Origin of the sequence: Subtercola sp. Z020, from assembly GCF_002931235.1 — a bacterium.
In the GTDB taxonomy this organism is placed as follows: Bacteria; Actinomycetota; Actinomycetes; order Actinomycetales; family Microbacteriaceae; genus Subtercola.
This window is the reverse complement of record NZ_PSTT01000079.1, coordinates 13,310-37,206: the sequence shown is the minus strand read 5'-3', so window position 1 is coordinate 37,206 and position 23,897 is coordinate 13,310. Positions and strand designations below refer to the sequence as shown.

Below are 23,897 nucleotides of genomic sequence, written 5' to 3'. Positions count from 1 at the left end.
GAGAAATCTTTTGGCCGTGCGACAGTGGTTCGTCGCCATCACGTATCGTGATTGCCATGGTTACGGCAATGGTCACAGGCGGCACCTCGGGAATCGGTGCTGCGTTCGCCCGCGCACTGGCGAACCGGGGCGACGATCTCGTCATCGTCGCGCGCGACGCGACGCGACTCGGCGAGACGGCAGAATCGCTGCGGAAAGAATACGGCATCGCGGTCGAGACGATCTCGGCCGACCTCTCCGACCGCGACGACGTGCTGCGGGTCGCGGCGCGCCTCGAAGACACCTCGGCGCCGATCGACACGCTGGTGAACAACGCCGGCTTCGGTGTGCACACCTCCCTGCTCGCCGCCGACACCACACCCCATGAGAAGGCGCTCGACGTGATGGTGCGCGCCGTGCTGATGCTCGGTGCCGCTGCCGGCCGCACGATGCGGGCGCGGGGCAGCGGAACGATCGTCAACGTCTCGAGCGTGGCCGGGTTCATCACAATGGGCAGCTACTCCGCCGTCAAGGCGTGGGTCGCCTCGTACAGCCAGGGCCTCGCCGTCGAGCTCGCGGGCTCGGGCGTGCAGGTCACGACCCTCTGCCCCGGCTGGGTGAAGACGGAGTTCCACTCGCGGGCGGGCATCCGCGAGTCGTCCATCCCCGGCTTTCTCTGGGTCGATGTCGACGAGCTCGTCGCGGCCTGCCTGGCAGACGTTGCGAAGGGAAAGGTCATGTCCGTCCCTTCACGCCGGTTCAAGTTCCTGATGTTCGTGATCAAGCACGCGCCGCGCAGCGGCATCCGCTGGGCCTCCGGCAGGATCTCCTCCAGCCGCAACGATTAGCGTATCGTCTGGCGCGTTTCGGTTACTCAGGCAGAGTGAGTACGCTGGGCAGGTGGAATTCGGCAACAGGTACACATCGAGGGCCCAGGCCGGCGCGCGGTTCGTCGCCCAGCGCCTCATGCTGAAGCCCGTGATCTGGTCGATGGTGCGGGTCGAGATCACCGGCCGCTCCCTTCTCAAAGACGTGAAGGGCCCCTACATCGTGGTGGCCAACCATTCCAGCCATCTGGATGCGCCGCTGATCCTCGGGTCGATGCCCTCCCGCCTCTCCCGCTACCTCGCCGCGGCCGCCGCGGCCGACTACTTCTTCGACGTGTGGTGGCGAAAGGGTCTCACGGCCCTCTTCTTCAACGCGTTCCCCGTCGACCGCAGCGCGAACGCCAAGTCCACCGGCTTCACCGGAAAGCTGCTGAAGGCCGGCGTTCCGCTGCTCGTCTTCCCCGAGGGCACCCGGTCGAAAGACGGCACCATCGCCCCGTTCAAGGGCGGCGCGGCTGCGCTCTGCATGAAGGCCGGCATCCCGTGCATCCCGATGGCCCTCGTCGGCGCGACGCAGGCCATGCCGCGCGGCCGCAACTGGCCCGTGCCCGGCCGGCCGCCGGTGCGCGTGCGGTTCGGCGAGCCGCTCATCGCCGCCGACGGCGAGAGCGTGCCCGAGTTCAACGCTCGCATCGAGCGGGTCGTGCGCGAGATGCACGCCTCTGAGCTCGCCCTCTACCTCGCCGACACCGGCGCCAACGTCCACAACCACCCCACCATCGGCTCCGCCGCCGGCGCTTCGACGCCCGACGCCTCCGATGAACAGCCTCGAGAAGGAGCCGCATGACCGACGTCAAGCACATGAAATGGTGGGGCTGGGGCGTCGAGGGTGTGGGATTCCACCACGAAGACAAGCCCGGGTTCGCGCCTTTCGTCGTGAATGCCGTCGGAATCGATGTGTGGCGTGAGCCGGTTCCGCCGGTCGACTTCTCCGAGCTCGACATCCCCGGCTCCCAGGCGCCCGCCGACCTGCTCGAGGCTCTGACGACGATCGTCGGCCCGGAGTACTCGACGGTCGACGATGAAGAGCGCGTCGTGCACACGTACGGCAAGAGCATCCGGGACCTGATCCGCGTTCGCGCCAGCGAGTTCCCCCGCGTGCCCGATGTGGTCGTCTACCCGGCCGATGAGAGCGCCGTGCAGCGCATCGTCGACCTGGCCGTGGCGTCGGATGCCGTGATCATCCCGTTCGGTGGCGGCAGCAACATCGTGGGCTCGCTCGAGCCGCGCCCGACCGAGACCCGCACCGTCATCTCCCTCGACATGGGGCGGATGTCGCGGGTGCTCGAGATCGACGAGTACTCCGGTCTCGCCGTGATCCAGGCGGGTGTGCTCGGGCCCGACATGGAGGAGCAGCTGCAGGCCCGCGGCTGGACCATGGGGCACCAGCCCGACAGCTTCACCCACTCCACGCTCGGCGGCTGGATCGCGACGCGCTCCTCGGGCATGCAGAGCGACAAGTTCGGCGACATCGCCGAGATCACCAAGGGGCTGCGGGTCGTTCAGCCGGGCAAGCTGCTCGTCGTGCGCCCGATTCCCTCGTCGGCCACCGGGCCGAGCGTGCGGGAGGCCATCCTCGGCAGCGAGGGCCGGCTGGGCGTCATTACCGAGGCCACCGTGCAGGTGCACCGCCTGCCCGAGAAGCGCGAGATCATCGGCTACCTGTTCCGCGACTGGGACTCGGGGCTCGCCGCGATGCACGACATCGAGAAGAGTGACGCTGCGCCGTCGATCACCCGCGTCTCCGACGCCCGTGAGACGGCCTTCTCGTTCTCGACGTCGAAGGCCTCGCACGGCATCAGCGGCCAGGTGCAGAAGGCGTTGTTCGCCTTCCTGCAGAAGCGCGGCTGGAACCTCGACGAGGTGTGCCTGTCGTTCATCGGCTACGAGGGCACGGCAGCGAATGTCGCGCACCAGAAGAGCCTGGTCGGCAGCATCCTGAAGAAGCATGGAGCGATCACCCTCGGCAAGGGCCCGGGCGTGCTCTACGACCAGAAGAAGTTCGACACTCCGTACCTCCGCGACTTCCTGCTCGACCGGGGCGCAGCGGCCGACGTGTCGGAGACCTCCGCGCCGTGGTCACGCCTCAAGCCGCTCTACGACAACGTCTTCGCGGCAGCCAACAAGGCCTACGCATCGCTCGGCGAGAGCGGCTGGATCATGTGCCACCTCTCGCACTCGATGCACTCGGGCGCGTGCCTCTACTTCACGTTCGCGTTCACGCACGACGGGGTCGACCCGATCGCGCAGTACGACATCGTGAAGTCGGCCATCCAGCAGGCGTTCATCGACTCGGGCGGAACCCTCTCGCACCACCACAGCGTCGGGGTGGAGCACTCGCAGTGGACGGAGCAGGACATCTCCGTCGCGGGTGCAGACCTGGTGCAGGGGATGTTCACGGCGGTCGACCCGGGCAAGAACCTGAACCCGGGCAAAATCCTCGCACGCGACTGAAAAAAAGGGGCCCGATCGGGCCCCTTTTTTTGTGCGATGCTCTCGTGGTTCGTCGGTCGGTTGAGCTTCTGGTCGCTTCCCGCTACTCGACGCCGCCGTAGACCGGATCCTGCGGGTCGAGATCCGCATCCTGCGAGCCCTCCGGCTGCTGCAGGTTCTGGCGCTTCAGAATCTCGGCGGTGATCAGAATGGGGCGGTGGTCGCTGAGGCCCTTCGGGAGGGTCTCGACGAGCTGCACATCCATCCCCTTCGAGGTCGCGAAGTCGAAGTGGTACGCCACCGACTTCGAGTAGTAGTAGGTCGGGCCGTCGCTGAGCGAGAGCGAGTAGCCGGCCTTCTCGACCTGCTTGATGAGACGGCCCCGCAGCAGCGGGTAGTTGAAGTCGCCGGTCATGACCGTCGGGATGTCGCCCGTCAGCTCGGTGAGGTGCACGTGCGCCTGGGCGATCTGCTGGCGGCGCAGCAGGTTCGTCGCCGAGAGCGGCGAGGCGTGGAACGAGGCGAGCTGCACATCCTGCCCGGACTGCAGGTCGACCAGCCGCGAGGTCAGCAGGCGTTCGATGCCGGGCAGCAGCACGCGGTCGTGCATGGCCTTGCGCAGCGTGAACGCGTGCGAGTCGAGCGCCGTGAAGCGGTCGGGGTGGTAGTAGATGGCCAGGCCGAGCTCGCTCTTGTAGGTGGCGGCAGCAAGCTGCAGCTCGCCCACCTGGGCGGGCATTCGAGTGCCATCGCCCTCCTGCAGGCACAGCGCGTCGACGGGGTACCGCTCAACCAGCTCCTGCAACTCGGCGACCGCCGCGTGCCTCCGCAGGTTGTAGCTCATGATCTTCAGAACGAACCGCCCAACTGTCGCACCCCTGTCTGTCACCAGTATTCTAACCAGCTTCGCTGAAGGGCTCGTGCGGGCTCGCGCCTGCACTGGCCCTCTATTCGTACCCGCGCGGCCTGCCGTTTGGTCCGGTGGCCTGGCTATTTAATGAGCTATGCTCACCTGCATGTCTCTGCGCCCCCCACACATCGATCCCGACTTCTCACCGCCACCGTGGCCCTGGCGGTGCTCGGTCTCGGCGGAACGGTCCTCGCGGCGACGGCTGAGGCGGCGCTGCCCGCCGCCGGCGAAACCGTGATGACGAGCGTGGACCTGTCGACACCTCCGTCTTTCGCCGGAGCCGGAGCGCTCAATACTGTCGTTTCAGCTGATGGCAGATTCGTCGCCTTCAGCTCGCCGTCGACGAACCTCACCTCGATCGACCCGCACGGGCACTTCCAGATCTACAAGCGCGACATGGTGACCGGGGTGACGAGCCTCGTCAGCCTGGCGATGAGTGGAAACGATTCGGGAGATAGCGACTCGAGTGAGCCCGCCATCTCGGCAGATGGGAGGTACATCTCCTTCACCTCGACGTCGCGCAACCTTGCCCTGCCTGTCCCTCTCGGCGTCGGGGTGAGCCAGGTGTATGTCGTGGACACCGTCACCTCGTCGACACGCCTCCTCAGCATGACGCCCGGTCTGCTGAGCGCCGGTGACAGGCGCTCCTGGAACTCGTCGATCTCCGCCGACGGTTCGCTCGTCGCCTACCAGTCCTTCGCCGACGACCTCGTGACGGGGCTCCTGCCCACGACGACGCAGGTCTACGTCTCGAAGACCACAGCGAGTCCGATGACCCGGTTGGTCAGCGCGCGGAACGCGACGACCAACGGCCTGCCGAATGATCAGGCGGTCGACCCGTCGATCTCGGGTGACGGGAGATCGGTCGCGTTCGCCTCTCAGGCGACCGATCTCATGGCCGTTCCCAGCGGCGGCCTCAGCCAGGTCTATGTGCGGGTTCTCGCCACTGACACGACGAGTCTGATCAGCATCGATCAGGCGGATGCATCTCTAGCCGGAGACGGCGGATCAGGTCGGCCATCGCTCTCCTTCGACGGCTCCCGGGTCGCCTACGAATCCGGAGCGACGAACCTCAGCGCTGCCGCAACGGGCGGGAACGGACAGGTGTTCCTCTTCGATCGAGCCACGATGAAGAACGTGTTGCAGAGCGTCGCACGCGACGGCACCAGCGGCGCAGACGATACATCGGTCGATCCATCGATCTCCGCAGACGGAAGCAGAGTGGCGTTCTTGTCGATGGCCACCGACCTCACCGACATCTCCACGTTCGGAGTGACGCAGGTGTACGTGCATCAGGTCGGCACCAGCACGACGCGCGCCATGAGTGTCCAATCAGGAGACGCCACCGCCGGTGGTTCCCTGAGATCTCTCGAGGTCGCGCTGTCGGGCGATGGGGGCTACGTCGCGTTCACCTCCGTCGCGCCCGGGCTGTCGGCAGTTCCCGGGAGCAGTGATCGGTCGCAGACCTACCTCCGGGCGTACAGCGCTGTCGCGCCGACACCATCCGCCACGGCGACCGCGGAGCCCACGTCGACCCCTTCGAATACGACCACTTCGGCGACGCCCGCTCCGCCGACCGGGCCGGGTACGGGCGTGGCCAGCGGGCAGGGTGGCACGGGCGGCAGTGGGAGGCTGGCTTCGACGGGGATGAGCCAGGCGCCGATCATCGTGGCGGGCATCGCTGCCTTGGTGCTGGCGTTGGTCGGTGGTTCGATCCTCGTCGGCGCGCGTGCCGCTCGACGACGGAAGCGGGCGGCCGGAGCCACAGACGTAGACGCCGTGGATCCGGTCGAGTAGACCGCCTCGACGTTCGCAGGGCCGCCGCTCGGGTCCCTCGGCTTAGGCTGAAGAGGTGAGCGAGACGGCGGGGGCGGGCGGCGACGCAGTGTTGCCGTACCGCTACGAGGTGCAGGTGGTGCACCTGCTCGCCTCGCCGCTCCACCGGTACGAGGGGCGGCCGGGCGACGGGCCGCGGGCGCTGCCGAGCGGCGCACCCGAGGAGGCGCGGCGGAGTGTGGAGGTGCGGGCGCATCTCGGGATCCGGGGCGACCGGCACTTCGGGCACGCTGCACATCGCAGTGCGTCCGTGACCGTGATGGCCGTCGAATCCGTCGAGCACGTGGAGCGGGCGCTCGGGCTGGCCACACCGCTCGATCCGTACGCCACGAGACGCAACATCCTGCTGCGCGGAGTCGACATCGACCTGCTGAAGAAGGCGCGGTTCAGCCTCGACACCGGTCAGGGCGCGGTGGAGTTCCAGGGGCACCGGCCGGCGAATCCGTGTGCCTGGATGGACGTGATGCTGGCGCCCGGGGCGCATCAGGCACTGCGCGGCCGCGGCGGGGTGCGGTGCGAGCCGCTGTCGAGCGGAACCCTGGCTGTCGGTGCGGCGGTGCTCCGATCATCCATCGCCCTCGAATCGAACGGCGCCGTTCTCTTCTGAAGTCGGCCCGGCCGCGCACCCACCCACCCCGGCGAGCCACCGGCGATGGTCGCGAGACGGTCAGTTGCGGGCGAGACCGATCGTTGCAGCAGACCGTCTCGCCCGCACGCGACGGTCTCGCGAAAGAGCGGCACGAGACCCGGATTCTACTGCGCGGGATGGCGCGCGCACGGGCGGCTTGACACGGCTCGCGGCGTGGCGAAACGTGGGTGCGAGAACGACGAACCGAACCCACGAACGACACGTTGGAGGAGCCATGACCCGCTGGGGATACACGCTGATGACCGAGCAGAGCGGCCCGAAAGAACTGGTGAAGTACGCCGTCGACGCCGAGAATGTCGGCTTCGACTTCGAAGTCTCGAGCGACCACTACTCGCCGTGGCTCACCTCGCAGGGCCATGCCTCCTACGCCTGGACCATGCTCGGCGCCGTCGCCCAGGCGACCTCGCGCGTCGAACTCGCCACCTACGTCACCTGCCCGACGGTGCGCTACCACCCGGCCGTCGTGGCGCAGAAGGCCGCGACCCTCCAGCTGCTCGCCGACGGCCGCTTCATTCTCGGGCTGGGCGCGGGGGAGAACCTGAACGAGCACGTTGTCGGGGAGGGCTGGCCGATGGTGGATGCCCGGCAGAACATGCTCGAAGAAGCGGTACAGATCATCCGGGAGCTCCACACCGGCGAGCTGGTGACCTGGGAGGGCGAGTGCTTCCGCGTCGACTCCGCGCGCATCTGGGATCTGCCCGACGGCGGCGTGCCGATCGGGCTGGCCGTGTCGGGCGAGAAGTCGATCGCGCGTTTTGCGCCCCTCGGTGACCACCTGATCTCGACCGAGCCCGAGGCCGACCTCATCACGGGGTGGAACGAGGCCCGCGGCGGCGACCAGCCGGCCTCGCGGTCGATCGGGCAGGTTCCGATCTGCTGGGGGCCCGACAAGGAGGAGGCGATCGCCCTCGCGCACGACCAGTTCCGCTGGTTCGCCGGTGGATGGTCGGTGAACGCCGACCTGCCCACGCCGGCCGGGTTCGCGGGCGCGAGCCAATTCGTTCGCCCCGAGGATGTCGCCGGGAGCATCGCCTGCGGCCCCGACCTCGACGAGCTCGCCGAGAGCGTGAAGCCGTTTCTCGAGGCGGGCTACAGCGACGTCGCGCTCGTTCAGGTCGGCGACCAGCGCCAGCAGGAGTTCCTCGACACCGTCGCGGCCCCCCTCCTCGACAAGCTCCGCGCCCTCTAGCCCCCGCCCCCGCCCGCCCGCCCCGCTCCGATCGATCTTCCCGCCCGTGCGACTCGCCCCTACGTCGGCCGGCCGGCCGTAACCGAGGATGTGGCCGCCGATGCGTGCCCCTAGGGCCCATCGCCGCTCTCATCCTCGGTTGCGCCCGGGTGCGCCGCGGGGAGCAGGGTGCGAAGGTACGGCGCGCGAGGGGGGCGCAGCGCGGCACGGCGCTGCGGGGCGGCGGGGGTAGAGTCGGCGGATGAGCGCGCGCCGTGCAGTTGAGCCCACCGTCAGCGACGTCGACCTCAGCCGGCCGGCGGTGGCGGGGATGAGCCCGGGGCTGAACGGAGTGCTGGCGGTGCCGGCGGGCGCGGGTCCGTGGCCGGCCGTCGTGATGGTGCACGAGGCGTTCGGGCTCACCGACGTGATGCGGCGGCAGGTCGAGCGCATGGCGGCGGCCGGGTTCCTCGTGCTGATGCCCGACCTGTTCGTCGACGGCGGACCGCGCAAATGTCTGCGCTCCACCTTCGCCGCGATCGCGAGCGGGCACGGCCGCATCTGGGTCGACGTCGAGGCGGCCCGGCAGTACCTCATCGGCCGCGACGACTGCACGGGCCGCGTCGGGCTGCTCGGCTTCTGCATGGGCGGCGGGTTCGCGCTCGTCGCAGCGGCAGACCGCGGATTCGATGCGGTGTCGGCAAACTATGGCCGACTCCCCGACGACATGGCGACGGTGTTCGAGGGCGCCTGCCCGATCGTCGGCAGCTACGGCGGCCGTGACCGGTGGTTGCGCGGATCCGCCGCGAAGCTCGGCGACGCGCTCGAGGCCAAGGGCATCCCGCACGACACGAAGGAGTACCCGACCGCCGGCCACTCCTTTCTGAACGATGCGCCGACCGGCCCGAGAGCGATGCGCCCGCTGATGAAGGCGATCCTCGGCGCAGGGCCCGAACCCGAGGCGGCGGCCGACGCGTGGAAGCGCATCGACGCCTTCTTCGCCCTGCACCTGGCCGACTGACCCGACGCACGGCGGCAAGCGGCACGATGCGCGGCGAACCGCGGCCCAGCCCCGACGCTACGCCCCGCCGAACCGCTCGGTCAGGATGCGCGACGCCGGGTGCCCGAGCTCGAGCAGCCACTGCGAGATGCCCTCCACGAAGCTGTTCGGCCCGCAGAGATAGATGGTCGGCGATGACGACACCGGCAGCGCCAGCATCTCGAGCTCCTCACGCATGAGCCGCCCCACCGACCGGTCGGATCCCTCGGGAGCCGAGCGCGTGAACGCGTAGTCGACGCTCGCCGCGCCCATCGACGTGTCGGCGATGCGCCGCAGCTCGTCGGTGTAGAACGCGAACTGCGGGCCGCGCACCGAGTACAGCAGCTTCATGGGCGTCGGATGCCCGGCGGCAGCGTGCGTGCGCAGCATCGACATCAACGGCACGACACCCGACCCGCCCGCGATCAGTTGCACGGGTTCCGGCTGAGTAGCCTTCCAGACGAAATATCCGCCGACCGGCCCGCGGATCTCGAGGTGGTCGCCGATCTCGAGCCCACGCACGAGGTACGGCGACACTTCGCCGTCGGCGAGCTCCTCGATCGAGAACTCCACGTTGGCGCCGGGCGGGGCCCCCGTGAGCGGAGAGCTGTCACCCGACACGGAGCCCGGCGCAGAACCCGACACGGAGCCCGGCGCAGAACCCGCGGCATCCGGAGCCCCCGGCAGTGGAGCGGCCGCCGCCACCTCACCCGACGCGATCGAGTACTCGCGCGACGCACTGTACCCGTCGGGCGCCGTGACGCGGATGTCGACGTGCTGCCCCGCCAGGTGCCCCGGCCAGCCGGGAACATCGAAGACGAGCGTGCGGGCGGTCGCCGTCTCGTCGTGCGCAGCGACGAGACGGGCCGCCTGCCACTCAGGAATAGCGTTCTTCCTTCCACGGGTCGCCGATGTCGTGGTAGCCGTACTGCTCCCAGAAGCCGAGCTGGTGGTGGTCCATCAGCGTGATCTTGTTGACCCACTTCGCGCTCTTCCAGAGGTAGAGGTGCGGAATCAGCAGTCGCGCGGGCCCGCCGTGCTCGGGGGCCAGGTCTTTTCCGTCGAACTGGAACGCGATCCAGGCCTGCCCTCCGACGAGGTCTGAGGTGCGCACGTTCGTCGTGTATCCGCCGTAGCACGACGCCATCGCGAACTGGGTCGAGGTGTCGACGCCCTCGAGCAGGTGGTCGAGCGAGACGCCCCGCCAGCCCATGCCGAACTGCGACCAGCGCGTCACGCAGTGCAGGTCGACGGTGAACTCGTCGACCGGGTTCTGCATGAGCGTCTCCCAGTTCCACGCCTTCTTCGACCCGTCGGCGGCCTGGATCGAGAACGCCCAGTCCTCCTTCGCGATCGACGGCGTGGGGCCGGCGGAGAGTACCGGGAAGTTCGTCACCTCGTACTGGCCGGGAGGCAGCAGGGGGTTGGCGTCACGCCGCCGCCCGACGAAGCCGGGAGAGAAAATGCCCATTCTTCTTTCCTTTCGCAAGGTTCGACCGTGCAACCTACACTTAATCTAGCGAACGGGATGCCCGTGCCCTACTACTCCGGGAGGAACAACCCATGACGCTCTTCGACTTCAGCTCCCTCGAAGGGGAGTTCGAAGGCGCCGAGGGCGCGGGTGCGGGCGCGGGTGCAGGCGGCGGCGGGCCGCGACCGCGCAGTCGGGCATCCACCATCCTGAGGCGCGTCGGGCTGGTTGTGCTCATCGTGGTGCTGGTGGGCGTGCCGACCGGGGCTGTGGCGTGGGGTTTTCTGCACCAGCGCATCGAAGACCAAGTCGCGGTCTGGCACTACGTTCCGAGCCCGGCGATCACCCAGATGGCCGACGATTCCGGAATGAACGACGAGGGGCGCTTCTACTTCTACGCCAGCTCCCCGACGGTCGAGAGCGCGGCCGACTTCCAGAGCGTCTGCGGCTCGTCGACCGACGATTTCGTGCTGCTCGGCTGTTACACCGGTTCGAGCATCCATGTCTTCAATGTGTCGGATGCCCGGCTGAGCGGCATCAGGGGCGTGACCGCCGCGCACGAGATGTTGCATGCGGTGTATGCGCGCCTCAGCGACTCCGACCGGAGCGATCTCGACCGTGCGCTCGAGGCGCAGTACGAGACGGTCAAAGACGACCCCGACCTCGCGGCGCGCATGTTGAGCTACGCGACGACGGAGCCGGGCGAGCGCGACAACGAGCTGCACTCCATCTTCGGAACCGAGGTCGCGAGCCTCAGCCCGGAGCTCGAGGCGCACTACGCGAAGTACTTCGGCGACCGGTCGAAGGTGGTCGCGTTGAACACCTCGTTCGAGGCGGTCTTCGATCAGATCCACGAGCAGGAGACGTCGCTCGCGGCCCAGGTGACCGCGGCGGGTGACGCGATCGACGCGGAGAGTGCGTCGTATTCTGCCGGCAGTGACGCTCTCGGTGCCGATGTCGACGACTTCAACGCTCGTGCAGACGCCGGCGACTTCGGCACCCAGAGTGCGTTCGACAGGGAGCGCGCTGCGCTCGAGGCCCGGCAGAGCGAACTGGCGGCCCGGTACGACCAGATCCAGAAGCACATCGCCGACTACGACAGCCTGCGCGATCAGCTGCAGGCGCTCGACTCGCAGGCCGAGGAGCTGAACCGCAGCCTCGACAGCACGATTCCGGCGCCGGCGCCGTGAGCGCGCGGGGCGGGCGCCTCGAAGGCGCCGCCCCTGCCACGAGCGCTTCTACTGCCCCTTGATCTCGTCGTAGGCGGCCAGCGCGCGCTTGCGCGACTCGCCCAGGTCGACGATCGGTTCGACGTAGTCGGGCGTTCCCACCTCGGGCACGTACTGCCGGATGTACTCGCCGTTCGGGTCGAACTTCTTCGCCTGCAACTCGGGGTTGAAGACGCGGAAGTACGGCGCAGCATCCACCCCCGACCCGGCGACCCACTGCCAGTTCATCGTGTTGCTCGCGGGATCGGCGTCGACCAGCGTGTCCCAGAACCAGGCCTCGCCGAGGCGCCAGTCGAGCAGCAGGTTCTTCACAAGGAACGACGCCGTGACCATGCGGATGCGGTTGTGCATCACGCCCGTCTGCCAGAGCTCGCGCATGCCGGCGTCGACGATCGGGATGCCCGTCTGCCCCTGCTGCCACCGCCCCAGCACCTCGGGGTCGGGGTCGTTCCAGGGGAACGCGTTGAAGGCCGGTCGCATGTTCTCGGTGCCGAGCTTCGGCCAGTGGTAGAGCAGATGGTAGGCGAACTCCCGCCAGCCGAGCTCGCGGAGGAAGGATGCTGCGCCCTCCTTCGACGACGCGTCGCGCACCCCGTGCCAGACCTGGAACGGGCTCATCTCGCCGTGACGGAGCCTCGGGGACATGCGGGAGGTCGCATCCTGAGCCGGAAAGTCGCGCTCGCGCTGGTAGTCGCCGAGCCCCTCCTTCTCGAAGCCGCCGAGTTCGGCGTGCGCTGCCTTCTCGCCCGGGGTCCAGGTGTCGCGGAGGCCGCCCGCCCAGTCGGGTCGCGTCGGCAGAAAGTGCCAGTCGGCGAGGTTCTCGCTCGACGGCGCACCGGTGCCGGCCAGGCCGTCGACGTGCCCGGCCGAGGGGGCGGGCAGTGGATGCCGCGGGGTCGGCGCCCCGAGGCACGCCCGCCAGAACGGGGTGAACACCTTGTAGGGCTGGCCCTGGCCGGTCTGCAGGGTCCACGGTTCGAACAGCAGGTTGGCCTGGAAGCTGCGGGCCTCGACGCCGTCGTCTTTCAGGCGCGCCTTGATGGAGGCATCGAGCTCGCGTTCGGTGAGGCCGTAGCGCCTGTTCCAGTACACGGCGCCGGCGTCGGTCTCGCGCTGAAGGTCGGCGATCACGTCAGCCGCCGGGCCGGAACGGAAGGTGAGGGTGAGACCCCGGGCATCCAGTTCCCCGGCGAGCGCTGTCAGCGAGTGGTGCAGCCACCACTTCGCGGCGCCGCCGTAGGGCCGCACACCCGGGGTGTCTTCGCTGAAGACGGCAGTGTCGGAGTAGTCGGTCTGCTCGTCGAGGATGTAGACGCAGACGATCGGTTCGCCGCGTTCGGCGGCGGCATGGAGGGCCGGATGATCGGCCACTCTCAGGTCGTCGCGGAACCAGACGATGCTGGGGGAGGCCATCAGGCGTTCGGAGTTTCCACGATGCAATCATCGCTGCCACCACTGACACCGATGCGGAGCTTCTCGCAGAGATCCTTCAGTTGGGCGAGTTCGTCGTCGTTCAGCGCCTTCGTCATCTGGCCGGTGATCGACCGCCCGTGCGCCCTCGCGGCCTCGTGGTAGAGGCGGAAACCCTCGTCGGTAAGGTGCACGATGGTGCCGCGGCCGTCGGAGGGGTCGACCGACTTGGCGACGAGCCCCCGGCCGACGAGCCGGTCGACCATGCGCGAGACGCTCGGCTGGGTGAGCAGGGTGCGGGTGTTCAGGTCGCGGATGCGCATGCGGCGCTCGGGCTGGATCGAGAGGGTGTAGAGAACGTCGTACTCGGCGAGGGTGACCACCTGTGAGGGAAAGTCGTCGGAGAGCGTGCGCATGACGGCCACCTGGGCGCGGAACAGCGACTCCCACGCAGCGATGGGGGAGACCTTTGTGGCCCGATCCGCGTTCGTCATACCTGTCCTCTCGTGTGAGTACAGGTTAGTTCGTCGCACGCGATCGCCGGAGGGCCGTTAAACGGACAAGAGCCGGTCGTAGAGGCTAACGACCGGCTCTTTCCCTTGCACCAAGAGTGTCCTGCAATCACATTCCGCGCTTCGCTGCCACAGCAAACAACTAACGCTCTTGAACTATATAACGGTTGCGTAACGGAGCGCTAGTTACCCAACCGTTATATTTCGGGGAGTTTCCCGAGTGTTCACCCAGCGCCTAAATCAGGTCGGGGGAGGGGGTGCTCGTCTGGCGCACGGAGACGTCGGCGTGGCGGTCGAAGCGGTAGCCGACGCCGCGCACGGTGCGCACGATGTCTTCGTAGTCGCCGAGCTTGGCGCGGAGGCGCCGCACGTGCACGTCGATCGTGCGTTCGTTGGGGATGTCGTCGAGGTCGTCGTGACCGGCGCCCCAGAGCGACGAGATGAGCTCGGCCCGCTCGATGGTGCGACCCTCGCGGAGCACCAGGTACTGCAGCAGCTCGAATTCCTTGTAGGTCAGGTTGGCCGATTCGTTGTCGAGCAGCAAGCGCTTGCGGGAGAGGTCGATCACGACGCCGTCGCGGGCGCGGTCGGCGGCGTCCACATCGGCATCTGTGCCCTGGCGGTGCTGGGCGAGGGCGGCGGGATCCTGCAGGGCGAGCCGCACGACATCGACGTCGCGTCCGCCGGAGCCCCGCGGGGCCAGCGCAACGGCGGCGTACGTCTCGGAGCTCGGCGCGAGCTGGGCGACGAGGGCCTTGATCTGGGAGACGATCGAGCCGAGCGAGGTGCCGTCGGCTTCGGCCTTCTCCTCATCGATGCCGACGTAGACGACGAACCCGCGGGCCTCCGTGCCGGTGGGCACCGCGCGGATGTGGGGGGCGGAAGCGGTGGCGGCGGCGGGCGCAGCGGTGTACGAGGTCGAGCGGGGAGCGGTCAGGTGTGCGATGGACACGATGGAGATCCTTCAGATGATGATGCTGAGCACCGGAAGGCCGGTCGGCCTGGTCGACGGTGCGGGAGATGAATGCGGCGTGAGCCGGGAACGGATCGCTCAAAGCGGATCCGGGAGTCAGGCCACCCTGGAGAAGAGGGTCGGGCCTTGCCTCAGCGAAAAGGAGTTCGCGTCAGGCACACATTCGACAACACATGCACGCACGGCCGGGCATCATCATGCCGGCGTTCCTCAGAGCCTCGAAGGAGGTTGGGGTGAGCGCACTGTCATACATGGTTACGAGTAAAGCCGATTATCCGCGCGCGTGTCAATTCTTTTGCGCGAAAACGCACGGAAAGGGAGGAGAACGAGGGCTAGACCAGGCCGTACAGGCGATCGCCCGCATCGCCCAGCCCGGGCACGATGTAGCCGTTCTCGTTCAGCCGTTCATCCAGAGCACCCAGCACCAGGGTGACCTCGCGGCCGGAGGTGCGCTCTTCGAGTGCCGCAACGCCCTCGGGCGCCGCGAGCAGGCAGATCGCCGTCACGTCGATGGCTCCCCGGTCGAAGAGGAAGTCGATGGCCGCCCCGAGCGACCCACCCGTGGCGAGCATCGGGTCGAGAACGAAGCACTGGCGATCGGAGAGATCGTCGGGCAGGCGCTCTGCGTAGGTGCTCGGCTCAAGCGTGTCTTCGTTGCGAACCATGCCGAGAAAGCCGACTTCGGCCGTCGGTACGAGCTTGACCATGCCTTCGAGCATGCCGAGACCGGCGCGCAGGATGGGCACGACGAGCGGGCGGGGCTCGCTGAGGGCCACACCGGTGGTGGTCGTGACGGGCGTCTCGATCGTGACCTCGTTCACCCGAACACCGCGGGTCGCTTCGTAGGCGAGCAGCGTGACGAGTTCTTCGGTCAGGGCGCGGAAGGTCGCCGACGGCGTCGTCTTGTCGCGCAGCACGGTGAGTTTGTGCGTGATGAGCGGGTGGTCGGCAACGTGTACTCGCATAGGCTCAATCTACAGGTGCGCCGGTTCGCGGCGCCTGCGCGGTGTCGTCGCCGGTGCGGCGCTGGCGACCAGCCCGACCAGCCCCAGCCCCGACCCAGCCCAGCCCAGCCCCGACCCAGACCAGCCCCGACCCGAGGAGTGCAGTGCCCGGCCCCGTTCTGCCCGCCTCCCCCCAGCACGGCGAGTGGATGCAGCAGGCCCTCGCCGAGGCACGCCTGGCGCGTGACGGGGGCGACGTACCGGTCGGTGCGATCGTGCTCGATGCCGCCGGCCGCATCATCGGCCGCGGACACAACGAGCGCGAGCTGCACAGCGACCCCACAGCGCACGCGGAGATCGTCGCCCTGCGGCAGGCGGCGTCGGCCCTGGGCGACTGGCAGTTGCCCGGCACCACGCTCGTCGTCACGCTCGAGCCGTGCCTGATGTGTGCGGGCGCAATTCTCGCGGCCCGCGTGCAGCGCGTCGTGTTCGGCGCATGGGATGAGAAGGCGGGCGCGGCCGGGTCGGTCTACGACGCCCTGCGCGACCGCCGGCTGAACCACCGCGTCGAGGTGTTCGCCGGCGTCGATGCCGACGCGTGCGGCGCGCTTCTCACCGACTTCTTTCGCGCCTGACGCCGCCGCCCGAACGCGGAGCTCGGCCCTCCGCGTCGGTCGGGAGCCGCGTGGCCGGGCACCGAGGGTAATGGATTAGTCGCGCTTTCGGAACCCATGAATGTTTTCTTGCCGATAACGAGCTTTTTTCGTGGCTGAGTCGCAGAATGGGGGTTCCTAGCAGCATCACGGCGTTCCTGCGCTGTGGTTCCCCGTGGCCGGAAACCGAAGCCGGCCACAGACAGTGAGTTTGTATGGACTCGTCGACTCTTGTCGAGGGCTCCTCCGGCGGCCCTCCGAGCACCGTCGCGCCCCGCCGCCCCGTCATCGACACGCCGCCCGCGGGCGCAGCGGGTACGCCGGCCGGTCGCTGGGCGCGCCGTCACCTCGCGTCGATCTGCTGGTTCGTGCCGCTGCTCGTCGTCAGTATCGGCGTCGAAGTGGTCATCGTGCAGGCACGGGTCGGGGTGAACGACGCATCGGTGTTCACGGGCGCACCGTCTGCGATCTTCTTCGCGTCGCTGTCGGCGGTGCTGCTCTGGATGCTCGCGCGCCGCCTGCGATTCTCGCGGCCGATCGCGGCAGCGATGCTGCTCCTCTTTCTCTTCTCCCCGATCTCCCTCGTCGTTCACACGACACCCGCCCTGCAGAACCTGGCCGTTCCCCTTCTTCTCGCGGGGGCGATCGTGGCGCTCCGGCGCCCCGTCAACAGGCGGCTCCGGATGATCGCCCTCGCCGCCATCGGAGTCGTGCTCGTTCTGGCAGTGGTGTTCCCCCTGGTGTCGGCCGGGAACGGTTCGTCGGAACCCGCACTCGCCCGCTGGTGGAATCTCGATCCGGCCCTGCTCATCCTCGGAACGGGCTGCTCGGCGGCCGCGCTCGCACTGAAGCAGCTTCGACCGTTCGGCGCGGTGTCGCTCGTTTTCATTCTGCTGGCCCTCCGGCCGGGTGCCGATCTGCCCTCCTCCTCTGTCGTGGTCTGGCTGCCGCTCGCCGTGCTGCTGGTTGCCGGGGTGGTGCAGGAGGCGGTGCAGAGCGCGTTCGACTCCGACTTCACGGCCCTCTGGCAGGAGATCGCAGCCGGCGTGCTGCTGGTCGCCACCGTCGGCGTCTTCATCTTCGCGGCCCCCGCGCTCGCTCCCGGGTACCGCAGCCTGTTGCCCGGGGCGCCGCTCGGCGCGCCGGGCGGTTCCGCCGATCCGGCTGCGGCGGCGGGTGCAGCGCCTGGTGCGGGGGCGCAGCCGACGACAGCCGCTGATCCCTCAGCGGGCGCATCGGCCGGAACGGCACCGGCGGCCGCAGCAGCCGCGCCGGTGCTGACGCCCGTTCCCTCCGCATCGGTCGACCCGGCAGCCGCCGCCGAGTCGGCGTCGGCCGGCCAGTCCGCGGCACGGGCATCCGCCGGCGCGGAGCTCAGTCGGAACCCGGCCCTCTCGCTCACCGTCGGGGCCGCGGCCGAACTGCGGGCTGGCGACGTCGATGTGCGCTCGATCCTCTCCCTCGGCCAACTGCTGGCCTCGACCGATGTCGCCGTCGCCGACTTTCCCGCCCTCGACGCCGAAACGGGCGAACCCCGCCGGCAGATTCTCATCAGCAGTGTCGACGGCACCGACGCGAGCGGCGACGAGCGGATCAGAAAAGAAATCGCGGCGTACTTTCTCGGCCTCAACGCTCCGCTTGCGGGCGCCAGTGTCGTGGGTACCGACGAAGGTGTTCTCGTAATCTTCCCGTTCGGCGAACCTGTCGAACTGCTGCCCGCGACCGGCGGGGGGTGAGCGCGTGACGGCTCACCGGGCATCCCGCACGCCCCGCTCCTCACCGTTCGACCGCTCCACACCGTTCGACTCCTCGTCGCCCGACCGCTCCGTTCCGCTTGACCGCTCCGCACCGAAAGGATCCACCATGGCACCCTTCTCCCGCACCCGTTCGACGGCTCGGCAGCGCCTGGCCGCTGCGATGGTGGTCGGCGCGGCCGCCGCGGGGTTGTTGGTCGGGAGCCTCGGAGTGGCCGCCGCTTCTGCGGCCGAGGTCACGAGCCCCTCCGTCCCCGCGACGGTGAGCACGGGCTGGCTGAGGCTCGCCCACCTCTCGCCCGACACGAAGGCTGTCGACATCCGGCTGTCCGCGCTCTCCGGCGGATCGATCGTCACGTCGCTCTCCGACATCGGGTACGGTGCCGTCTCTGCCTACATGGCGCTCGACCCGGGTACGTACGTCGTCGCGATGGCGCCGACCGGCAGTGACTTCGCCGCGCCCGTCATTCAGGCGTCGGTGACCGTCGTCGCCGGCCAGCCGCTCACCGTGGCGGCCTACGGCAAGAACGCCGACCTGCAGGCAGCGATCTACCACGACGACCTGTCGACGCCGGGCACGGGGCAGGCGCGGGTGCGGGTCGTGCAGGCGTCGACCATCGTGCCGACGGTCTCTGTCGCGACCTCGACCGGCCTGCCGATCGCCAGCACGGTGGCCCAGGGCAGCGCGACCGACTACGCGAGCGTTCCCACCGGGCCGTGGACTCTCGATCTCACCGGCGGAACGGTCTCGTCGACGGCGCAGGTGCAGCTCGACCCGGGCTCCGTGTCGACGCTGTTCGTGCTCGACGACGCATCGGGCGGGCTGGCGCTGAAGGCCGTTCTCGACTCGGCGAGTGCCGGGGATCTGCCGGCCGGCGGCATCCAGACCGGTGGTGGCGCGACCGCGACGCAGCATGTCTCGACGGCCGGCGGTTCCGCCGTCGGGTCGGATGCCCGTGCGGCTGCGGGTGCCGCTGTGGGTACGGGTGCCGTTGCGGGTACGGCCTTCGCGGCTGGCCAGCCCGAGCCCGGCTCGGGCGTGCCGACGGGGCGGATGCTCATCGACATCGTCACCGGAGCCATCTGCCTGATCGCAGCGGGGGTGGGCGTGTTCATCCACCGCCGGCGCACGCGCCCGACCCCGAGCACCAGCGTCGACCTGAGGGTCGCCGACCGCCTCGCGCGGGTCGCCGGTCGCGGCGCGGTTGGCGCGTCGTCGGACCGCCCGGTCGACCACGCCGACGGCGACGGTGCGGGGTGGGGTGACGCCGACCGCGGGAGCGCGGCGGGCCACGCCGACCCTGACGGTGCGGGGTGGGGTGACGCCGACCGCGGCAGCGCGGCGGGCCACGCTGACCCTGACGGTGCGGCGTGGGGTGACGCAGAGCGCGGCGGGCCCGACGATGCCGAGCGCGGCGGTTCGCAGCCCGACGACGAAGCGGAGCCGTGGCGCGCAGCCGCGTACACCACGCTACGGACGCGTGAGTGGCGCTGACCCGGAGGCCTGAGCCGCGCGCCGGGCGGCGGGGTGCCGCGCGAGTGGCCGGCGCGATCCTGCTGGTGGGCGTGCTGCTCGGAGCGGCGGGATGCGCGGCGGAGGCAAACGGTGGCGGTGCCGGCAGCGGTGGTGCGGGCGCGGGCGCCGGCGGCCCCGCGGCGGCTGCGCCGTCATCGCCCGGTGCGGCATCCGGAACCGACGTACCCGACCCGGCGACCGACCCGGCCAGCGACCGGGGCGCGGCCGGCAGCTACCAGAACCCCGACCTCGGTGGGGCGGAGGCTCCCGGCGCCACCTCCGGCGCCGTGCCCGAGCGTGTCGTGATCGGCGGAATCGGCGTCGATTCGGGGCTCGAGAGCCTGTCGCGCGACGCCGAGGGAGCGCTGCTGCCTCCCGTCGACTTCGGCTCGGCCGGCTGGTACGCCCAAGGCGTCGTTCCCGGCGATATCGGCCCCGCCGTGATCGCCGGTCACATCGATTCGTCGGTCGGCCCGGCCGTCTTCTACCGACTCTCGTCGTTGAAGGCGGGGGACACCATTGAGGTCGCGATGTCTGACGGCGCGGTGCGCACCTTCGCGGTCGACCGTTCGATCCAGGTCGCGAAGGCCGACTTTCCGACCGAGGAGGTCTACGGGCCGACGCCCACGGCCCAGCTGCGCCTCATCACCTGCGGAGGCGTGTTCGACGACTCCTGGGGCCACTACCTCGACAATGTGGTCGTGTTCGCGACCGAGACGCCCGGCACGAACTGACCGGCGAAGCCGCTAGTCCGAGGCCTTGATGACGATCGCCTCTGTCGGCTGCGCGGGCGGGGCGGGCGGAACGTAGACGTCGGGCTCGATGTAGATGACCCGCGCGATCGGCACGGCGGCCCTGATGCGCGCCTCGACCGCGTTGATCGTGTTCGCCACGTCTTCGAGCCGGGCGCTCGCCGGCAGCGCGATCTTCGCGGCGACCAGCAGTTCTTCGGGGCCGAGGTAGAGCGTCTTCATGTGGATGACGCGCTCGACGTCGTCGTCGGCCTCGATCGCGCCGAGGATCGACCGGGTGTCCACCTCGCTCGCTCCTTCGCCGACCAGCAGGCTCTTCGTCTCGATGCCGAGCACCAGGGCGACGAGCACCAGCAGCACGCCGATCGCAACGGTGCCGATGCCGTCGTAGACACCGTTGCCCGTGACGACGGCGAGAACCACGCCGACAAAGGCGAGCGTGAGACCGGTGAGGGCGGCCACATCTTCGAGCAGCACGACGGGCAGTTCCGGCGCCTTCGCCCGCCGCACGAACTGCACCCAGGTCTGCGTGCCCCTGCTGTGGTTGCTCTCCTTCATCGCGGTGCGCAGGGAGAAGCCCTCGAGCACCATCGCCGCGACCAGCACGGCGATCGGCAACCAGGGCGTGTCGACCGGGTGCGGGTCGCCGATCTTCTCGACGCCCTCGTAGATCGAGAAGACGCCACCGACGGAGAACAGGATGATCGACACCACGAATGCGTACACGTAGCGCTCACGGCCGTGCCCGAACGGGTGCTCGACGTCGGCGGCCTTCTTCGCCTTGCGGCCGCCGAGCAGAAGCAGCAGCTGGTTGCCGGAGTCGGCCAGCGAGTGCACGCTCTCGGCGAGCATCGACGACGACCCCGAGAAGACGAACGCGATGAACTTGATCACGGCGATGCCGAGGTTGGCCCCCAGCGCCGCGAAGATCGCTGTGTTGCCGCCGCCTGTACTCACGTGATCGTCCCTCGTTCGATACTGCCTTCGGCCAATCTTAAGACCGCGGGGCGCGGGATGCTCAGCGGGGCAGCCGGGCGAAGGCGTCGACGTCGGCGGCGGTGCCCGACACCACGATCGAGTCCGCCGTGTGCACGACGGTGTCGGCCCCGGCGTAGACGAACGGGGAACCCTGGGTGCGAACGCCGACGATGGTGATGCCGTACCTGCGGCGGAGCCCGAGAGTCGAGAGCGGGGCATCCGTCGCCACCTGCGGAGGGCGAAGCTTCGCAAGCGAGAGTTCGTCGTCGAACTCGATGAAGTCGAGCACCTGCCCCGAGACGAGGTGTGCGATGCGGTCGCCGGACTCCGCTTCGGGGTAGATCACGTGGTTGGCGCCGATGCGTTCGAGGATCTTGCCATGGGAACGCGACATCGCCTTCGCCCAGATCTGCGAGATTCCGAGGTCGACCAGGTTCGCCGTGATCAGCACGCTGCCTTCGACAGAGGAGCCGACGGCCATGATGGCCACGTCGAAGTCCTGCCCGCCGATCTGCCGCAGGGCATCCAGATCCGTTGCGTCGGCCTGCACCACGTGCGTGACGCGGGTGGCCCATTTCTGCACGAGCATCGGATCGGTGTCGATCACCAGCACCTCGCGGCCCAGCTGCTCGAGCTTGTCGGCGGCGGCAGCCCCGAATCGGCCCAGCCCGATGACGAGAACAGGGGCGTCGCTCGATCTGTCTCTAGCCAACGATCGGCCTCTCTTCGGGGTTCTGGAACAGCTGCCGCCTCTGGCGGAGCGCGAGGGCGGCGGCGAACGTCACTGTACCAATGCGGCCCATGAACATCGTGGCCGCCATGACGTAGACCCCGGCATCCGGCAACTCGGCAGTGAGGCCGGTCGAGAGGCCCGAGGTTCCGAACGCGGAGATGACGTCGAAGAGCACGTTGTCGAGCGGGGCTTTCGAGATCTGCAGGATGATGATGGCCGAGACCGCGATCGTGCTCGCACCCCAGAGCACCACGCTCACCGCGAGGCGCAGGATGTCGACGGGGATGCGGCGACGGAAGGCCTGAACCTGGTCGTTGCCCCGTGCCTCGGCGAACGCGGCGAGGAAGAGGATCGCGAGCGTCGTGACTTTGATGCCCCCCGCGGTGGACGCTGACCCCCCGCCGATGAACATCAGCATGTCGGTGACGAGCATGCTCGACCCGTTCAGCTGGTCGATGGGGATCGTCGAGAAGCCACCCGACCGCGTCATCGTCGAGAGGAAGAGCGACTGGAATCCCTTGTCGAACCCGTTCAGCGGCCCGAAGGTCGCAGGGTTCGAGAATTCGAGGGCGAAGTACATCACGGCCCCCGCGCCGAGCAGGATGGCCGAGGTGACGAGCGTGAGCTTGACATGCAGCGACCACTGGTTGCGGCCGGGCGTGCGGAGTGCCCGGGAGAACGCGTAGATGACGGGGAAGCCGATGCTGCCGAGGAACACCCCCACCATCAGGATGGTGAGGAAGTAGTAGTCCGACGCGAAGGGCGCCAGCCCCTCGGCGTTCGGTGTGAATCCGGTGTTCGTGAAGGCCATCGCCGAGTAGTACAGGCTCTCGAGCGCGGCGGTGCCGGGTGGGATGCCGTCGATGAGCAGCCGGGGAAAGAGGAGCAGAGCGAGCCCGCCCTCGATGACCAGCGCGCTGACCGCGACGGTGGCGAGCAGCCCACCGACTTCGCCGAGCCGCACGGCCTGGCTCGCGCCCGCCACTCCCGAGTGGGTGCGTGACGGATCGGCCTCGCCGGCCGCGAGGATGCGCGAGCGGAGGCCGAGCCGCCGGGAGACGACCAGCCCGAGGATGGAGGCGAGGGTCAAGACGCCGAGGGCGCCGATCTGCACGCCGACATAGATGACCACCTCACCGAAGAACGACCAGTGCGTCGCCATGTCGACGGTCGAGAGACCGGTGACGCAGATCACGGAGACGGCGGTGAAGAGGGAGTCGGCGAGGCTGGTGGCGGCGCCGGTGCGACTCGACACCGGCAGGGAGAGCAAGACGGTGAAGATGACGATCAGAACCACGAACACGATCACGGCGAAGCGGGCGGGTGATCGGCCCGAGAAGTCCTCGATCGCGTCGCGGAAGCGCACCGAACCGGTTCGCACCCCGTAGCGGGGCTGGCGTACGGGGGCACCCTGGTTCACCGCCTCAGCTTGGCACTCGTTTCGCGCCGACACAACGCGACCGGGCCGCTACCCTGTAGCCATGGCCGACATCTTCTCCGTGATAGCTGACCCCACGCGCCGCCACGTGCTCTCACTGCTCCTGGAGCGGTATGTGGCCTCCGACAAGGTGGGTCTGCCCGGCGAGCCCGACTTCGCCCCGCTCGGCGAGATCAGCGTCTCCGAGCTGGTCGCCCAGCTCGAGTTGAGCCAGCCGACCGTGTCGAAGCACCTGCGCGTGCTTCGCGACGCCGGGCTCGTGAGCGTTCGGGAGGTCGGGCAGCACCGTTTCTATGCTCTGGATGCCTCGCCGCTCGAAGACGTCGAAGACTGGCTCATCCCGTTCCTGAGCGCCGACTTCGACGAGGTGCAGGAGGAAGAGGGGCTCGACATCGAGGGTTCCCTGGCCGACGTGGCCGAGCGGTCGAAGTCGCAGGCCGCTGCGGTGGGAGAGCGTGTGGGGCACTCCGTCGCCTCGGCGACCGGCCGCGCCCGGTCGATTCTCGAAGAGGTGACCAGGCGGTTTCCGAATATTTCACGAAGCAGTGATTAATCGCGGAAAACTCTCATCTGCGCGCCAATCGCGCTGAGAAACAGCTGTGAGCGCAAGGATTCTGTGCCAGCTCACATCCT

23 protein-coding genes are annotated in these 23,897 nt (G+C 68.9%); 13 read left to right on the top strand and 10 right to left on the bottom strand.

The window, feature by feature from the left end; all coding sequences use genetic code 11:
- The first annotated feature begins 56 nt into the window (after positions 1–56).
- The 3 genes from C5B96_RS10745 to C5B96_RS10735 are packed head-to-tail and all read left to right on the top strand — an operon-like array spanning position 57 to position 3,320.
- The gene (locus C5B96_RS10745) at positions 57–827 is read left to right on the top strand and encodes an SDR family oxidoreductase (RefSeq protein WP_104245355.1); all 771 of its coding nucleotides are present in this window, start codon (positions 57–59) and stop codon (positions 825–827) included.
- A gap of 52 nt (positions 828–879) precedes the next feature.
- On the top strand, positions 880–1,653 hold the full coding sequence (locus C5B96_RS10740; RefSeq protein ID WP_233189138.1) for a 1-acyl-sn-glycerol-3-phosphate acyltransferase: 774 nt from the start codon (positions 880–882) through the stop codon (positions 1,651–1,653).
- Complete coding sequence (locus tag C5B96_RS10735; protein WP_104245354.1) at positions 1,650–3,320, top strand: FAD-binding oxidoreductase; 1,671 nt, start codon at positions 1,650–1,652, stop codon at positions 3,318–3,320. The genes C5B96_RS10740 and C5B96_RS10735 overlap by 4 nt, the downstream gene beginning before the upstream one ends.
- Before the next feature lie 82 nt (positions 3,321–3,402).
- Here C5B96_RS10735 and C5B96_RS10730 read toward each other — a convergent pair whose 3' ends face one another.
- Positions 3,403–4,188 carry an endonuclease/exonuclease/phosphatase family protein gene (locus C5B96_RS10730; RefSeq protein ID WP_233189137.1) on the bottom strand — a complete coding sequence of 262 codons (786 nt, stop codon included), beginning with the start codon at positions 4,186–4,188 and terminating at the stop codon, positions 3,403–3,405.
- Between the two features lie 174 nt (positions 4,189–4,362).
- On the opposite strand from C5B96_RS10730, the gene C5B96_RS10725 reads away from it, so the two are divergent.
- The 4 genes from C5B96_RS10725 to C5B96_RS10710 all read left to right on the top strand — a co-directional run bounded on the left by C5B96_RS10725 (position 4,363) and on the right by C5B96_RS10710 (position 8,883).
- A complete protein-coding gene (locus C5B96_RS10725) occupies positions 4,363–6,006 on the top strand; it encodes a PD40 domain-containing protein (protein ID WP_104245353.1) in 1,644 nt (547 codons plus the stop codon).
- Between the two features lie 55 nt (positions 6,007–6,061).
- Complete coding sequence (locus tag C5B96_RS10720) at positions 6,062–6,652, top strand: MOSC domain-containing protein (protein WP_104245352.1); 591 nt, start codon at positions 6,062–6,064, stop codon at positions 6,650–6,652.
- A gap of 256 nt (positions 6,653–6,908) precedes the next feature.
- Positions 6,909–7,883 carry a TIGR03557 family F420-dependent LLM class oxidoreductase gene (locus C5B96_RS10715; protein WP_104245351.1) on the top strand — a complete coding sequence of 325 codons (975 nt, stop codon included), beginning with the start codon at positions 6,909–6,911 and terminating at the stop codon, positions 7,881–7,883.
- A 241-nt stretch (positions 7,884–8,124) separates the two neighbouring features.
- Complete coding sequence (locus tag C5B96_RS10710; protein ID WP_104245350.1) at positions 8,125–8,883, top strand: dienelactone hydrolase family protein; 759 nt, start codon at positions 8,125–8,127, stop codon at positions 8,881–8,883.
- A 57-nt stretch (positions 8,884–8,940) separates the two neighbouring features.
- Here the strand turns inward: C5B96_RS10710 and C5B96_RS10705 are convergent, their stop codons facing one another.
- Both C5B96_RS10705 and C5B96_RS10700 read right to left on the bottom strand, forming a co-directional pair.
- Entirely contained in the window at positions 8,941–9,606 is a 666-nt protein-coding gene (locus C5B96_RS10705) for an oxidoreductase (RefSeq protein WP_233189136.1), read from the bottom strand.
- 172 nt (positions 9,607–9,778) lie between these two features.
- Entirely contained in the window at positions 9,779–10,372 is a 594-nt protein-coding gene (locus tag C5B96_RS10700) for a molybdopterin-dependent oxidoreductase (RefSeq protein WP_104245348.1), read from the bottom strand.
- Between the two features lie 92 nt (positions 10,373–10,464).
- Here C5B96_RS10700 and C5B96_RS10695 point away from each other — a divergent pair, with 92 nt between their 5' ends.
- Entirely contained in the window at positions 10,465–11,562 is a 1,098-nt protein-coding gene (locus tag C5B96_RS10695) for a hypothetical protein (protein ID WP_104245347.1), read from the top strand.
- 48 nt (positions 11,563–11,610) lie between these two features.
- Here C5B96_RS10695 and C5B96_RS10690 read toward each other — a convergent pair whose 3' ends face one another.
- The 4 genes from C5B96_RS10690 to upp all read right to left on the bottom strand — a co-directional run bounded on the left by C5B96_RS10690 (position 11,611) and on the right by upp (position 15,461).
- The gene (locus tag C5B96_RS10690) at positions 11,611–13,014 is read right to left on the bottom strand and encodes a deoxyribodipyrimidine photo-lyase (RefSeq protein WP_104245346.1); all 1,404 of its coding nucleotides are present in this window, start codon (positions 13,012–13,014) and stop codon (positions 11,611–11,613) included.
- Positions 13,014–13,505, bottom strand: a complete 492-nt coding sequence (locus C5B96_RS10685) for a MarR family winged helix-turn-helix transcriptional regulator (protein WP_104245345.1) — start codon at positions 13,503–13,505, stop codon at positions 13,014–13,016. The genes C5B96_RS10690 and C5B96_RS10685 overlap by 1 nt, the downstream gene beginning before the upstream one ends.
- Before the next feature lie 253 nt (positions 13,506–13,758).
- Positions 13,759–14,475, bottom strand: coding sequence for a winged helix-turn-helix domain-containing protein (locus C5B96_RS10680; RefSeq protein ID WP_104245344.1), 717 nt, complete (start codon positions 14,473–14,475; stop codon positions 13,759–13,761).
- A gap of 353 nt (positions 14,476–14,828) precedes the next feature.
- Entirely contained in the window at positions 14,829–15,461 is a 633-nt protein-coding gene (gene upp, locus C5B96_RS10675; RefSeq protein WP_104245343.1) for a uracil phosphoribosyltransferase, read from the bottom strand.
- Between the two features lie 143 nt (positions 15,462–15,604).
- On the opposite strand from upp, the gene tadA reads away from it, so the two are divergent.
- The 4 genes from tadA (at position 15,605) to C5B96_RS10655 (ending at position 20,097) form a co-directional block, all read left to right on the top strand.
- On the top strand, positions 15,605–16,075 hold the full coding sequence (gene tadA, locus C5B96_RS10670) for a tRNA adenosine(34) deaminase TadA (protein WP_255414731.1): 471 nt from the start codon (positions 15,605–15,607) through the stop codon (positions 16,073–16,075).
- A 233-nt stretch (positions 16,076–16,308) separates the two neighbouring features.
- Positions 16,309–17,829 carry a hypothetical protein gene (locus C5B96_RS10665; RefSeq protein ID WP_104245342.1) on the top strand — a complete coding sequence of 507 codons (1,521 nt, stop codon included), beginning with the start codon at positions 16,309–16,311 and terminating at the stop codon, positions 17,827–17,829.
- A 127-nt stretch (positions 17,830–17,956) separates the two neighbouring features.
- Positions 17,957–19,342 carry a DUF4397 domain-containing protein gene (locus tag C5B96_RS10660; protein WP_104245341.1) on the top strand — a complete coding sequence of 462 codons (1,386 nt, stop codon included), beginning with the start codon at positions 17,957–17,959 and terminating at the stop codon, positions 19,340–19,342.
- Positions 19,343–19,386: 44 nt separating this feature from the next.
- Positions 19,387–20,097 (top strand): class F sortase, encoded by a 711-nt coding sequence (locus C5B96_RS10655; RefSeq protein ID WP_199176624.1) that lies wholly within the window; start codon positions 19,387–19,389, stop codon positions 20,095–20,097.
- Between the two features lie 12 nt (positions 20,098–20,109).
- On the opposite strand, the gene C5B96_RS10650 is transcribed toward C5B96_RS10655, so the two are convergent.
- From C5B96_RS10650 to C5B96_RS10640, 3 genes are all read right to left on the bottom strand, one after another.
- On the bottom strand, positions 20,110–21,072 hold the full coding sequence (locus tag C5B96_RS10650) for a cation diffusion facilitator family transporter (protein ID WP_104245340.1): 963 nt from the start codon (positions 21,070–21,072) through the stop codon (positions 20,110–20,112).
- Positions 21,073–21,133: 61 nt separating this feature from the next.
- Positions 21,134–21,805 carry a TrkA family potassium uptake protein gene (locus C5B96_RS10645; protein WP_104245339.1) on the bottom strand — a complete coding sequence of 224 codons (672 nt, stop codon included), beginning with the start codon at positions 21,803–21,805 and terminating at the stop codon, positions 21,134–21,136.
- On the bottom strand, positions 21,798–23,246 hold the full coding sequence (locus C5B96_RS10640) for a TrkH family potassium uptake protein (RefSeq protein WP_104245338.1): 1,449 nt from the start codon (positions 23,244–23,246) through the stop codon (positions 21,798–21,800). Before C5B96_RS10640 ends, C5B96_RS10645 begins: the two co-directional genes overlap by 8 nt.
- 61 nt (positions 23,247–23,307) lie before the next feature.
- Here C5B96_RS10640 and C5B96_RS10635 point away from each other — a divergent pair, with 61 nt between their 5' ends.
- On the top strand, positions 23,308–23,817 hold the full coding sequence (locus C5B96_RS10635) for a helix-turn-helix transcriptional regulator (RefSeq protein WP_104245337.1): 510 nt from the start codon (positions 23,308–23,310) through the stop codon (positions 23,815–23,817).
- Positions 23,818–23,897: the final 80 nt, after the last annotated feature.

What these genes read in the sequence shown, in the direction of transcription:
- C5B96_RS10635 (WP_104245337.1), top strand. Translation starts at nt 23,308, where the DNA reads ATGGCCGACATCTTCTCCGTGATAGCTGACCCCACGCGCCGCCACGTG.
- C5B96_RS10715 (WP_104245351.1), top strand. Translation starts at nt 6,909, where the DNA reads ATGACCCGCTGGGGATACACGCTGATGACCGAGCAGAGCGGCCCGAAA.
- C5B96_RS10735 (WP_104245354.1), top strand. Translation starts at nt 1,650, where the DNA reads ATGACCGACGTCAAGCACATGAAATGGTGGGGCTGGGGCGTCGAGGGT.
- C5B96_RS10660 (WP_104245341.1), top strand. Translation starts at nt 17,957, where the DNA reads ATGGCACCCTTCTCCCGCACCCGTTCGACGGCTCGGCAGCGCCTGGCC.
- C5B96_RS10690 (WP_104245346.1), bottom strand. Translation starts at nt 13,014, where the DNA reads ATGGCCTCCCCCAGCATCGTCTGGTTCCGCGACGACCTGAGAGTGGCC.
- C5B96_RS10700 (WP_104245348.1), bottom strand. Translation starts at nt 10,372, where the DNA reads ATGGGCATTTTCTCTCCCGGCTTCGTCGGGCGGCGGCGTGACGCCAAC.
- C5B96_RS10745 (WP_104245355.1), top strand. Translation starts at nt 57, where the DNA reads ATGGTTACGGCAATGGTCACAGGCGGCACCTCGGGAATCGGTGCTGCG.
- C5B96_RS10685 (WP_104245345.1), bottom strand. Translation starts at nt 13,505, where the DNA reads ATGACGAACGCGGATCGGGCCACAAAGGTCTCCCCCATCGCTGCGTGG.
- upp (WP_104245343.1), bottom strand. Translation starts at nt 15,461, where the DNA reads ATGCGAGTACACGTTGCCGACCACCCGCTCATCACGCACAAACTCACC.
- C5B96_RS10710 (WP_104245350.1), top strand. Translation starts at nt 8,125, where the DNA reads ATGAGCGCGCGCCGTGCAGTTGAGCCCACCGTCAGCGACGTCGACCTC.
- C5B96_RS10665 (WP_104245342.1), top strand. Translation starts at nt 16,309, where the DNA reads ATGGACTCGTCGACTCTTGTCGAGGGCTCCTCCGGCGGCCCTCCGAGC.
- C5B96_RS10695 (WP_104245347.1), top strand. Translation starts at nt 10,465, where the DNA reads ATGACGCTCTTCGACTTCAGCTCCCTCGAAGGGGAGTTCGAAGGCGCC.